Annotated in this window: 11 protein-coding genes; 9 read left to right on the top strand and 2 right to left on the bottom strand. The window is 51.3% G+C overall.

The genetic code is table 11. The features are described 5' to 3' along the window. The first annotated feature begins 17 nt into the window (after positions 1 to 17). From AC1MDE_RS01000 to AC1MDE_RS00980, 5 genes are all read left to right on the top strand, one after another. Positions 18 to 848: a helix-turn-helix domain-containing protein gene (locus AC1MDE_RS01000; protein WP_034823993.1), complete on the top strand. Its 831-nt coding sequence runs from the start codon at positions 18 to 20 to the stop codon at positions 846 to 848. A gap of 149 nt (positions 849 to 997) precedes the next feature. Beyond that, on the top strand, positions 998 to 2386 hold the full coding sequence (locus AC1MDE_RS00995; protein ID WP_058962177.1) for an APC family permease: 1389 nt from the start codon (positions 998 to 1000) through the stop codon (positions 2384 to 2386). A gap of 306 nt (positions 2387 to 2692) precedes the next feature. Further along, positions 2693 to 4339: a malate dehydrogenase (quinone) gene (gene mqo / locus AC1MDE_RS00990; RefSeq protein WP_034823997.1), complete on the top strand. Its 1647-nt coding sequence runs from the start codon at positions 2693 to 2695 to the stop codon at positions 4337 to 4339. Between the two features lie 130 nt (positions 4340 to 4469). Then, positions 4470 to 4733 (top strand): hypothetical protein, encoded by a 264-nt coding sequence (locus tag AC1MDE_RS00985; protein WP_058961386.1) that lies wholly within the window; start codon positions 4470 to 4472, stop codon positions 4731 to 4733. Further along, positions 4730 to 5476: a Fic/DOC family protein gene (locus tag AC1MDE_RS00980; protein WP_058961385.1), complete on the top strand. Its 747-nt coding sequence runs from the start codon at positions 4730 to 4732 to the stop codon at positions 5474 to 5476. Before AC1MDE_RS00985 ends, AC1MDE_RS00980 begins: the two co-directional genes overlap by 4 nt. On the opposite strand, the gene AC1MDE_RS00975 is transcribed toward AC1MDE_RS00980, so the two are convergent. Next, positions 5473 to 6363, bottom strand: a complete 891-nt coding sequence (locus AC1MDE_RS00975) for a LysR family transcriptional regulator (RefSeq protein WP_058961384.1) — start codon at positions 6361 to 6363, stop codon at positions 5473 to 5475. The genes AC1MDE_RS00980 and AC1MDE_RS00975 overlap by 4 nt on opposite strands. Positions 6364 to 6467: 104 nt before the next feature. On the opposite strand from AC1MDE_RS00975, the gene AC1MDE_RS00970 reads away from it, so the two are divergent. From AC1MDE_RS00970 to AC1MDE_RS00955, 4 genes are all read left to right on the top strand, one after another. Then, on the top strand, positions 6468 to 7886 hold the full coding sequence (locus AC1MDE_RS00970; protein ID WP_480344128.1) for a coniferyl aldehyde dehydrogenase: 1419 nt from the start codon (positions 6468 to 6470) through the stop codon (positions 7884 to 7886). A gap of 13 nt (positions 7887 to 7899) precedes the next feature. Beyond that, positions 7900 to 8589: a type 1 glutamine amidotransferase domain-containing protein gene (locus AC1MDE_RS00965; protein WP_058961382.1), complete on the top strand. Its 690-nt coding sequence runs from the start codon at positions 7900 to 7902 to the stop codon at positions 8587 to 8589. 209 nt (positions 8590 to 8798) lie between these two features. Next, positions 8799 to 10013, top strand: a complete 1215-nt coding sequence (locus tag AC1MDE_RS00960; RefSeq protein WP_480344127.1) for a multidrug effflux MFS transporter — start codon at positions 8799 to 8801, stop codon at positions 10011 to 10013. A gap of 128 nt (positions 10014 to 10141) precedes the next feature. Further along, entirely contained in the window at positions 10142 to 10861 is a 720-nt protein-coding gene (locus AC1MDE_RS00955; RefSeq protein WP_480344126.1) for a dienelactone hydrolase family protein, read from the top strand. Positions 10862 to 10907: 46 nt separating this feature from the next. Here AC1MDE_RS00955 and AC1MDE_RS00950 read toward each other — a convergent pair whose 3' ends face one another. Continuing rightward, positions 10908 to 12047, bottom strand: coding sequence for an alpha-hydroxy acid oxidase (locus AC1MDE_RS00950; RefSeq protein WP_480344125.1), 1140 nt, complete (start codon positions 12045 to 12047; stop codon positions 10908 to 10910). Between the last annotated feature and the right edge of the window lies 1 nt (position 12048).

Genomic DNA, 12048 nt, shown 5'->3' with positions numbered 1-12048 from the left:
CCGCAGCGGAGCCCGCCATGACACAATTGCCTCTCTATCGCCACAGTGGATTTCAACCCGAGCAGCCATGGTTTGTGCTGAACGCCGCGCAGCATTATTCGCTGATTGCGTCAGACAACCCGGCTATTTCCCATTTCTACAGTTTTGATGTGGCGCAGAGTGCCAGCATGACGCTGGCGATTCCCGACGGCTGCGTGGATATCGTGTTTGATTGCGATGCGCAGCGGCCTGCAGCACGCGTGTGTGGCACCACGCTGGAAGCGCGCGGTGCCGATATGCAGCATAACCACCACTATTTTGGTGTGCGCTTCGCACCGGGCATCATTCCTGATTTCCTCGATGTGATGGCAGAAGAGATTCCCGATCGTGAGTTTAATTTCCTCGATGTGGTGCCGGATGCACGGTTAGCCTTTGAACAGATCGTGCAGACGCGCGATTTTTCGCGGCAGATTGCTTTGTTCAACGCCAGTTTCACGCCGCGCCTGGTGCGCAAAGCTTCCGCCGTCACATCCTTGATCATCCACACCATGCGCCAGCAGAAAGGCAACATTCGCATTGATCAACTGGAAGCGCTGACCGGCTACACCTGCCGCACTATCCAGCGCCAGTTTCGCCAGGATACCGGGATGTCACCCAAGGCTTTTAGCCGCATTTTGCGCTGCCAGTCGGCGCTGGGCAGCATTCACTTACAGCAGGAAGTATCGTTTAGCGATCTGGCCTTTGATCTTGGATTTAGCGATCAGTCGCACTTCCTGCGCGAGTTTAAAAAGTTTGTCAGCACCACGCCCTGTGATTATCAGCGGCGTATTTCGCATGATGCCTATTTCCATCGTTTGCGTTTCCACTGAGCACTAAAAGGGTGCAGCGTTGCACTGTGACGCTGTCCGATTTTTTCTATCCGCCAGATGCTCAGCTGAGAAATGATGCCGCTATGTTACCGGCCTCAGGCGGCACAGATTGCCTGAGAACTTTCTCTTAGCGGTTGAGGGCTTTGGCGATGAATAAGGATTCCGGCTTACGCAAAAATACGTTGGGTTTGTTTTCTCTGGTCTTTTTTGTCGTCGCGGCAGCCTCGCCGCTGACAGGCGTGGTGGGCGGCTTGCCGGAGGCGATTATTTCTGGCAACGGCGGTGGCATTCCGGTGTTTTATATTCTCTCGTGTATTATTTTGATGTTATTCGCCGTGGGCTTTATTGCCATGAGCCGTCATGTCAATAATGCGGGGGCCTTTTATACCTATATCTCTAAAGGAATCGGCGAAAACTGGGGCGCTTCCGCGTCAGTATTAGCGTTGATGGCGTATATCTCTATTCAGATAGCCATCGTCGCAATGCTGGGATTCTTCACGCAGTTATTTATTGAAGAGCACTTTTCAGCCCATATTCCCTGGTGGGCATTGAGCATGCTATTTGTGCTGGTATGCTGGGTATTGAGCATTAAACGCGTCGAAGTCGGTGGAAAATTACTCGGCATATTAATGCTGGCGGAAGTGGCTATTGTGTTACTCACCGACGTGATGCTGTTAATCAAAAAAGTCGGTCCTTACAGCTTCCAATCGTTCGAGCCGTCAGTGTTTATGCAGGGCAACCTTGGCATCGCCTTTATTTTCACCATCGCCGCTTTTATCGGTTTTGAATCTACCGCCATATATGCGGAAGAGTGCCGTGCCCCACATAAAACTGTGCCGCGTGCCACAGTTTGTGCCTTGTTACTGATCACGGCATTTTTCTGTTTCACCAGTTGGTCACTGGTGCAGGCATACGGTTTTGATCAGATTGTCGCGATTGCCAGCAAAGATCCCGGCAACTTCGTGTTTAACATTACCCGACAATATGTTGGACAGTGGGCTGTAGAAACCATGTCGGTATTGCTGATCACCAGTTTATTTGCAGCGGCGCTGGCGTTTCATAACAATATTTCACGGTATTTGTTCAGCATTAGCCGTGATGGTCTGATCTGGAAAGAGTTGTGCAAAACTCATCCCACTAACGGCACGCCACATAATGCCAGCCACGTTCACAGCGTGATCATGCTGATGCTACTGGCAGGTATGGGCAGCGCGGGATTGGACCCGATGGTGCACATCTTCGCTATCGGTTCTGCCGTCGCCACACTGTGTATTTTGATTTTACAACTGGGCGTTTCCGCTGCCGTGATACTGTTCTTCCGTCGGATGGAGAATAGCGAAAATCCATTCACCGTATTCTGGGCACCGTTACTGTCAATGGTGTGCATGAGCGTGACGATTATTTTGGTGGTTAATAATCTGCAATCCTTAAGCGGCAGTGATTCCAGCGTGGTGAAGATGATTCCCTGGTTCATTGCTGGCTGCGCATTGATGGGATACGGCATGTCGCTGAAACGCAATTTTAAAGCTCGCGCTTAGTCATCGTCGTGGTGCGCAGCCATGCGCACCCAGTTAGCAAGTAAATATTTAACCTGGCGTTATGGTGTTTTATTTGACCTAAGTCGCGATGCTCGCTATAAAGAATAACCGCGCAGTACTCACGGATATATCTCCCTACCTTTCGCATTCATTGCTTAAATTCCCGCCATATTGGTTTTATGTAAGTTAAGTAATTAACACCAATACTTTATTAACTAAAAACAAGTTAATCTTTTCGTAACAATCTTTTAATTTGCAAACCGAAATTTTAACGTTCACCTGCAAAGTACAAAGATCAGGATCAGAATGACTCACTCTAAAAAAATCGTGTCTGCCCTTTCACTGGCAGCGCTGCTTGTTTCTTCAGTGGTCCACGCTGAAAACGCACCAGAAAAAACCGATGTTCTGTTGATTGGCGGCGGCGTCATGAGCGCCTCACTGGGAACCTGGCTACAGGAACTGCAACCAGGCTGGAAGCAGCTGATGGTTGAGCGTCTGGATGGCGTCGCACTGGAATCGTCTAACGGCTGGAACAACGCCGGTACCGGTCACTCTGCGAACATGGAACTGAACTACACGCCAGAGCGTGCAGACGGTTCAATCGACGTGAGCAAGGCGCTGGAAATTAACGAAGCTTTCATGATTTCCCGTCAGTTCTGGACCTCTCAGGTACAGCGCGGCGTAATGCATGACCCGCGTTCATTCATCAACTCCACCCCGCACATGAGCTTTGTCTGGGGCGATAAAAACGTTGAGTATCTGACTAAGCGTTACGATGCACTGCAGAAAACCACCCTGTTCCAGGGCATGAAGTTCTCAACCGATCACAAGCAGATTGAGCAGTGGGCTCCGCTGGTGATGGAAGGTCGCGATCCTAATCAGAAAGTGGCAGCCACCTGGACGCCAGTCGGTACTGACGTTAACTACGGTGAAATCACCCGTCAGTTGATTGGAAGCCTGAAGAAAGATCAGAACTTCAAATTAGAAACCTCTTCAGAAGTTACTGATTTCAAACGTAACAGCGATAATTCATGGCACGTCACCATCAAAGATGTGAAGAGCGGTGAGAACCGTTCGGTTGACGCGAAATATGTGTTTATCGGTGCAGGCGGCGCGGCCATCAAACTGCTGCAGAAAACCGGTATTCCTGAAGCGGATAACTACGGCGGCTTCCCGGTCGGTGGTTCGTTCCTGATGACCGAGAATCCAGAAGTGACCAGTCGTCACCTGGAAAAAGTGTACGGCCAGGCTTCAGTCGGTGCGCCACCGATGTCTGTTCCACACATCGATGCCCGTAATCTGGACGGTAAACGCGTGGTGCTGTTTGGGCCGTTCGCGACCTTCTCCACCAAATACCTGAAAAATGGCTCACTGTTCGATCTGTTAAGCGCTACTACCACCAGCAATATCATGCCGATGACTCACGTCGGTATCGATAACTTTGACCTGGTGAAGTACCTGATTGGTCAGGTGATGCTGAACGACGACGATCGTTTTGCCGCGCTGAAAGAGTACTACCCGAACGCACGTAAAGAAGACTGGAAACTGATCCAGGCGGGTCAACGCGTACAGATCATCAAGAAAGATGCGGATAAAGGCGGCGTGCTGAAACTCGGCACCGAAATCGTGACCGATCAGCAGAAAACCGTGGCGGCCCTGTTGGGTGCATCACCAGGTGCTTCAACTGCTGCGCCAATCACCCTCGACGTGATGAAGAAGTTGTTCCCGGAGCAGTTTGCTTCTCCTGAGTGGCAAGAGAAGATCCGTGGCATCATCCCAAGCTTCGGTCAGAAACTGAATGGCAACACCGCATTGACTCAGCAGGTTTGGGACAACACCGCAGCCACGCTGCAGTTGACTAAACCACCGGTCATCAACATGGGTGATCAGTCAGTTGCCCCTACGCAGGCTAAGCCCCGCGCAGAATCCGCTAAGCAGGATATGGCGCTGTAATTCTCCCTCGCGCTAATGAAGAAAGCCGGACAATGTCCGGCTTTTTTGTGTCTGGAATAAGGTCAAATCGCATAGCAGACACTCAACCTTCTGCGTGCTAAAATTGGGTATCATTGAATGAGGCAAAGACATGAATAAATCTGCATCATTAAGTGTTGCTAATCAGGTACGTGAACTGGCTAAAGTACACCACGTAACGGCTGACCGTGATGGTATGAGTCGCATGGCTGTTGCAATTACTCGCCTGGCCGATGACATCGTAGAACTTGATGTCATCGAACAACTTCTGGTTAATCTGAAGAAAAAAGGCATTTTAACCAAGGCAGAAACGCTGGAGATGCAAGGCGACTATCTGCGTGAGAAAAGACAAATTAAACAGAATTTTTCTGCATGATTTTTGATCCTTTCGGCGACTATGAAACAGCGGGTTATTTACAGAATGCCTTACATTTAAAAGATCCTGATGAAGTTAAAGCTTCTGAACATCTTTCATTCGAACTGAGTCTGGAAGATGCGCTGCTGTACCTATCAACGCTAAAACACGTAAAATATTCTTCCATACTTAAAGTTCACGAAATTCTTTTCGGTGACTTCTATCACTGGGCAGGAAAAGACCGAAACGAGTTAGTTCCTCACCTATCGATCTTTAAAGGCGCGCGTGAAGACGAACACTTTACGGTATTTGAATATCCACATCTTATTCAGCGTGCAGTGGAGTATGCGCTTAAGCTTGCCAGTGACAGGGACAAATTTCGACAAAAGCCAGGAGAAGTGATGGGGCAGCTGGCTTTTGCTCACCCTTTTCTTGATGGTAACGGACGTACAATTTTGCTAACTTTCATGGAATTAAGTTTCCGTGCAGGTTTTTCTGTCGACTGGTCTAAAACAAATAAAGACGATTACCTTCGCACATTGAGTAGAGAAATTCGTGAACCTGGGAAAGGACATCTGGATCGTTATCTCCAACCGTTCATTATCGAGATTCATAGCAGGGACGAATGGCCTTTAACCATCGGTAGTATTAAAGGCCTGGATGGATTGGATAAAGGGCAAATCAGTTATAGCGACATTGACGATCCGTTAGTCAGGAAACATTATAAAAGCTACCAGTCACAACATTTAGATAATAAATCTTAATGGCTGTTATTCATCCCCCAAACCAGTGCCTGTCTTGCATGGGCAATACGCGGTTGGCGCAGAGCGCTGGGTAACCAGATAAGGTGATAACGAATTTCCGTATCCCCCACCGGCGCGTCCAGCACCACCAACTCCCCTTGCGCGATTTGCGCCTGACATAAAAATGCTGGCATCACCGACCAGCCAAATCCGCCGCAGAGTAAACTTCGCAAACCACGTAAATCCTGCCCAACTACCGCAGGTAACAGCGTCTGGTATTTAATGCGATTTTTATCCAGCCAATGATCAATTAATGACAGTTTCAGGTCATAAGCCAGCAGAGGTTCTTTAATCAAATCCGCGGAAAAATCTGCACTGTTGTGTAAGCGAGCCGCCACGACCGGTGCAGCCACAGCAATCACTCGGTCTTGAAAAATCACTTCCCCCTTTAAACGTTGATCGGTCACCGGATGTGCCGTCACGCCAAGATCACAGTGCCCTTCAATCACCATCTGCGCAACGAGCGGACCATCACCGCTGTGCATATGCACGCGAATGCCGCTTTCAAGCAGTGGCAGCAATTCAGCCGATAATTTCTCCGCCATAAAATCAGCATGTCCAATAATCTGCAACGTTCCACTCACATCCATCGATCGGGCACGCGCGGATGCTAAAGCGGACTCTGCGGTATCCAGAGAGTTGCCTATATCAGCGGCCAAATCGTCGGCAGCGGCCGTCGGCATTACGCCATGGGCCTGACGTTCAAACAGCGGTCGACCCACTGCGACTTCCAGGCCGCTAATATGTTGCGAAACCGCAGGCTGCGTCAGATTCAGTGCGCGCGCCGCACCGGAAATTGAGCGCTGGCGATACACTTCCATAAACGTTCGTAAGCGAACCAGTGACATAGTGCCCCATAAATTATTTTATACCCCTGCCAAAATAGCCTTGTTAGCCGTCAAATACCAGCGCGAGTAAGCTGCCCACATCTTGAAACGCACGGGAAAAAATCATGTCACTTGAGCAAGAATTACTGCATGTGCTGCACACAATGAAACAGGCTCATCTGCAGAACGAACCTGCTAGCGCCGAACTTCGCCGCGATCGCTTATTACGCAGCGTGGCATTAATTCGCGAGAATCATGCCGCGTTTACTGCGGCCATCAGCGCCGATTTTGGTCATCGCAGTGCCTATCAAACCCAGGCGGCCGACCTGATGACCACCATCAATATGTTGCAGCACTCCGCTGAACATCTGGAGCAGTGGATGCAGCCGGAGATCGCCGAAGTCCCGGTTGCGGGTATGCAGGCGCGTATCGAAGCTCAACCTTTAGGTGTCGTTGGCATTATCAGCCCGTGGAATTTCCCGATTAACCTGGCATTTGGCCCATTGGCCGGTGTGTTTGCTGCGGGTAACACCGCGATGCTGAAACCTTCTGAGCTGACACCCCACACCTCCGCATTACTGGCGGAGTTAGTGCCGCGTTACTTCGCCGCCGATGAACTCAGCGTGGTTCTGGGTGACGCCAGCGTGGGACAAGCGTTTAGCGCTCTGCCATTCGACCATCTGGTCTTCACCGGCAGCACCGCCGTCGGTAAGCATGTGATGCGTGCAGCGGCAGAGAATCTGGTGCCTGTTACGCTGGAACTGGGTGGAAAGTCGCCGGTGGTGATTGACGCTGATGCGGATGTGGCAATGGCAGCAGCCCGAACCCTGACCATAAAAACCTTCAACGCCGGGCAAATTTGTATCTCACCGGATTACCTATTACTTCCGTATGCCGCTGAAGCGGAATTTATCACCGCGTCACAGCAGTTCATGCAGCAGACGTACCCAACGCTGCAAAGCAACGAGGATTACACCGCCATAATCAGTGCTCGTCATTATCAGCGATTGATCGATCTGATCGAAGATGCCCGAGCTAAAGGAGCCCGGATCGTTAGCCTGGCCCCTGCGGGTGAGCCGGACTTTGATGCGCAAAGCCGCAAAATCGCGCCGCATTTGATCCTCAATGTCACCGAAGAGATGACGGTCATGCAGGAAGAGATTTTTGGCCCGCTGCTGCCAGTCAAAAGCTATAACGGAGAGGTAGAGGAAGCGATTCGTTATATCAATGCGCATCCACGTCCACTGGCCGCCTACTATTTTGGCCACGATGAACAGCGTCAAAAGCTGATGGCTCAGCACACCACTTCTGGCGCACTGGTGATAAATGATGTCATGACCCATGCTTCTCTCGACAGCCTGCCATTTGGTGGCGTGGGCGCATCCGGTATCGGCGCGTATCACGGGGTTCATGGATTCCGTCGTTTCAGCCACGCCAAGCCGATTGTGATCCAGGATGAGGCGGGCACCACAAATTTACGGCTGCGTGCGCCCTATCAGGACAAAAGCGCAGCATTGACTGCATTACTGAATAACCAACATTAATCGAGGACAGACAATGAAAATTTTGATGGTTCTGACATCACATGACGCGTTGGGCAACACCGGCAAAAAAACCGGGTTCTGGCTGGAAGAGTTCGCCGCACCCTACTTCGTGTTTAAAGATGCGGGTGCCGAAGTGGTGTTGGCTTCTCCGGCGGGTGGACAACCGCCGCTGGATCCAAAAAGTGATTTACCTGAATTTCAGACTGCTATGACCGAACGTTTCAAATCCGATGCGGCGGCACAGCAGGCGCTGGCCAATACCGTGAAGTTGGCAAGCATTGATCAGCAGGATTTCGATACGGTCTTTTATCCTGGCGGCCACGGTCCACTGTGGGATCTGGCGGAGTCAGCAGACTCCATCCAGTTGATCGAATCTTTCGATCGTGCGGGTAAGCCGATGGGTTTTGTCTGCCATGCACCTGGCGCATTGCGCCATGTGAAAGCTGCGAGCGGCGCCCCGTTAATTCAGGGTAAGCAGGTCACCGGCTTTACCAATAGCGAAGAAGCAGCCGTTGAGCTGACCGACGTGGTGCCTTTCCTGATTGAGGATGAGTTCATCAAACTGGGCGCGCATTATCAAAAAGGCACGGACTGGGCACCGTTTGTCGTACAAGACGGTCAGTTGATCACCGGGCAAAATCCGGCCAGCTCAGAAGATGTGGCGAAAGCGCTGCTGCTGCAACTGGCAGCACAACAGCCTTAATCGCGTTAAAGCGCATCACTGCTCTGGCGGTGATGCGCCCTCGTCTTATTAACCCTCCCATTAATGAATTTTGCTCATAGGTGCTAGTAGACTGGCGCACCTAATCAATCCCTTCCGCCTTTGTTAAGCTACCCCGCAGTCCCTTTTCCATCACTGTATTCAAGCCCTGGCACCGCACAGGCCCCATCCTTTTCTTATAAAAAGACACTATGGATATCAAAACTGCAACGCATCCTCCGGATATGAAAACCGGCATCGCTTTTATTATTATTCTTAGCGCGCTGATGGCATTTACCTCGCTCTCAACCGACATCTATCTTCCGGCGATGCCCGCGATGTCAGCCGCGTTACACGGCGATTCGGAACTGACGGTCACCGGATTTCTGATTGGCTTTGCCATCGCGCAGCTAATCTGGGGTCCGATTAGCGATCAACTCGGCCGAAAAACACCGCTATATATCGGGATGATTATCTTTGCTGTCGGCTCAGCGGGATGCGCACTCTCCAGCGACATGCCTCAGATTGTCTTCTGGCGTGTCATTCAGGCCGCTGGCGCCTGCACCGGCCCGATGCTGGCGCGTGCCATGATCCGCGACCTTTTCAGCCGCACGCGTGCTGCGCAGATGCTGACGACGCTGATCATTGTCATGGCGATTGCCCCTATCGCGGGGCCATTAATGGGTGGGCAAATCATTCGTTACTCGCAATGGCCGGTGATTTTCTGGTTTCTGGCGGTAGTCGGCGCATTGATGTTCATATCACTGCTCTGGCTTCCTGAAACACTGCCGGCAGAAAAAAGGGTAACGGCGTCACCTCGGCAAATAATGGGTAATTATCGCGCATTGTTGCAAAATAAAAAATTTATACGTTTTACCTTATGCGTGACTTTTTATTACGTTGCCGCTTACGCCTTTATTGTCGGATCGCCCGCGGTGTATATCAGCTATTTCGGTATCGATCCGCAACATTATGGTTGGCTGTTCGCCATAAATATCCTTGGACTGGTGACGGTCAGCACCGTCAATAAACGTTTAGTGCAAAAGGTACGGCTTGAGACGCTGCTGAAATCCGCCTCTTTTATCGCCGCACTGATGACTTTCGTGATGTGTTTTGTACTGAAAACGCATCCGGCAGCGTTGGCGGGATTGGTCATCTGTATCTTCATTTTCTTCTCAATGAACGGAATTATTGCCGCCTCCGCTACCGCGGCCGCGCTGGATGCCGTGCCGAATGCCACCGGTTCAGCCTCCGCGCTAATAGGTTCATTGCAATACGGCAGTGGCATTGTTTCCTCACTGCTGCTGGCAGGGCTTAACAACGGTACGCCCTGGATTATGGTGAGCATTATGACGGTATTCACCCTGCTCAGTTTTCTTAGCACGCTTGGCGGAGGAAAAGCCCAGCCAAAAATGGCAGAAATTTAACGCTGAAGTGAAATGTTAAATATGACATTAAACATTTGGTGCGGTAAGTCCAGCATGCAATTGCTAAATCTAAAATAGTCGGTAACGTCGTGGCTTCATCTGCTAATAAAAATAAGCGAGCTTAATTAATGAGCAATATCCAGTCTTCATTCCTTTCTTACACCGTGGACAACGAGACATTTGAAGGTTATTTAGTTTATCAGACTGATAATAACCCTGCTCAACCAGGCATTGTTATTGCGCCCAACTGGATGGGGGCTACCGCGGATGCTGCTGAACAAGCCAAAGCCATTGCTGCCCACGGCTATGTGGTGCTGGTGGCTGACCTGTACGGTCAGGGTCAACGCCCCACTAACGGCGAAGAAGCGGGTGCGATGATGATGGCAGTGAAAGACACCCCCGCCGAAGTGGCGCGCATGCAGGCGGCGCTCAGCGCATTGCGCACGCAAACTACGGCTCCCGTTAATGCGGATAAGGTAGCGGCTATCGGTTTCTGCTTCGGCGGCCACTGCGCGCTGGAGCTGGCACGCAGCGGCGCGGATATCAAAGCGGCCGCCTCTTTCCACGGCACGCTGGATACCCAGGCCGCTTATGACAGTCATACTATTCTGGCTTCACTGCTGGTGCTGGATGGCGCGGCCGATCCCCTGGTGCCGCGCGAGCAGTTAGCCGCCTTCGCCAATGAGATGAACAGCAAGGGCGTTGACTGGCAGCTGGTGAGCTTTGCCGGTGCGGTGCACTCCTTCACCGATCCGAAAGCCGATAATGCTGGCGTATCGCAGTATCATCCGGAAGTGACGCAGCGTGCCTTCAAACGCCTGTATCAATTGCTGGATGAAGTGTTTTAATGACGCGGCGGGAGGATGACTAGCCTCCCGCTATTTCCCCTGTCTTTCAGCGAACGCGTAAAATCCCGCCATCAGTGTCCGCTACACCGGTTTTACCGCAAAACGCCATCGACAGATCAAACTCGTTACGGATGATGCTTAGCGCTGTGGTCACCCCTTCTTCACCTAGCGCCCCCAATCCATACAGCATACTACGCCCGATGTAGGTGCCTTTGGCGCCTAACGCTATGGCTTTTAATACATCCTGCCCGGAACGAATGCCGCCATCAAAATGCACTTCTATTCGATCGCCGACCGCCGCCACAATTTCCGGCAGCAGTGTAATTGACGAAGACACGCCGTCCAGCTGACGCCCACCATGGTTGGAAACAATCAACGCATCGGCACCCGCTTCGATCGCCAGTTGCGCGTCAGTGGCATCCATTATGCCCTTCACAATCAACTTGCCGCCCCAGTGCCGTTTAATCCATTCGATATCTTTCCAGGAGAGCCGCGGGTCATACTGCTGTGCCGTCCACTCCACCATCGAGTCAATGTTATCCACACCGCTTACATGCCCGATGATATTGCCAAAATTACGATGTCTGGTATTCAACATCTGCCAGCACCAGCGCGGTTTAGTGGCAATATTGAGCACATTGCGCAGGGTCATTTTGGGCGGCGTGGAAAGGCCATTCTTAATGTCTTTATGGCGCTGACCAAAGACCTGCAAGTCCATGGTCACGACCAACGCGCTGCAGTTAGCCGCTTTAGCGCGATCGATCAGATTTGCCACAAACTGCCGGTCACGTAATACATAGAACTGAAACCAAAATGGATGTCCCTGCGTGGCCTGCGACACAGCTTCCAGCGAACAGATGCTCATGGAAGAGAGCGTGAAAGGAATGCCGAATTTTTTGGCTGCGCGTGCCGCATGAATTTCACCATCGGGATGGATCATGCCGGTCAGCCCAGTGGGGGCAATCGCCACCGGCATAGCGACCTTGTGCCCCATCATTCGGCTTGCCGTGCTGCGTTCCGCAATATCCACCGCGACACGCTGACGAAATTCGATGCGGCGTAGATCAGCTTCGTTGGCGCGATAGCTATATTCCGTCCAGGAACCTGCATCGACATAGTCGTAAAACATTTTTGGCACGCGTTTACGTGCCAGTTGCCGTAATTCTTCAATACAGGTAATGGTCACT

The sequence above is a fragment of the Pantoea folii genome (genome assembly GCF_056678875.1).
Note: the sequence above shows the minus strand (reverse complement) of the source record. Positions and strands in the feature narration are given on the sequence as shown.